1 protein-coding gene is annotated in these 503 nt (G+C 34.6%); it reads right to left on the bottom strand.

Annotated elements, in window-relative coordinates; all coding sequences use genetic code 11:
* On the bottom strand, positions 1 to 467 hold a 467-nt coding region (locus tag ACS8YF_RS20235), incomplete at its 3' end, for an IspD/TarI family cytidylyltransferase (protein WP_440851838.1).
* Between the last annotated feature and the right edge of the window lie 36 nt (positions 468 to 503).

Raw genomic sequence — 503 nt, forward strand, 5'->3', positions numbered from 1 at the left:
GATCTTGGTATATTAGAAATACATCCGTCATCATAGACCTCGACTAAGGTATCTGCCGATGGAATAACAACATCTACAGCCTCAAAAATTTTCAGGGATTCGATACAATTACTAATTATTGTCTCATCGATTAATGGTCTTACAGCATCATGGAAAAGGATATTGCAATTATCGTCTTCGCCTTCCAAGCCTTGTAACGCTGAATATGTTGAATCAAATCGCTCCTTCCCTCCATTAAAAATTTTTGTAACTTTATTCCATTGGTTTTTCTTCACATAATCCCATGTCAGTTCAGTGTAATTTGGTTGTGAAACTATAATAATTTCATCAATTAACTCTGTTCTTTCGAAGGCATCGATAGTATATTCTATAACTGCTCTTCCTGCTAACTTTGTAAACTGCTTTGGTAAGGTTCCTCCAAATCTCGCACCTGAACCACCAGAAAGAATAACAGCAATATTTTTCATATTAAACCACCTTATTTTTATTGAATGACAAATTCA

Source organism: Salinisphaera sp. SWV1 (assembly GCF_052044155.1).
Taxonomy (GTDB): domain Bacteria; phylum Pseudomonadota; class Gammaproteobacteria; order Nevskiales; family Salinisphaeraceae; genus Salinisphaera.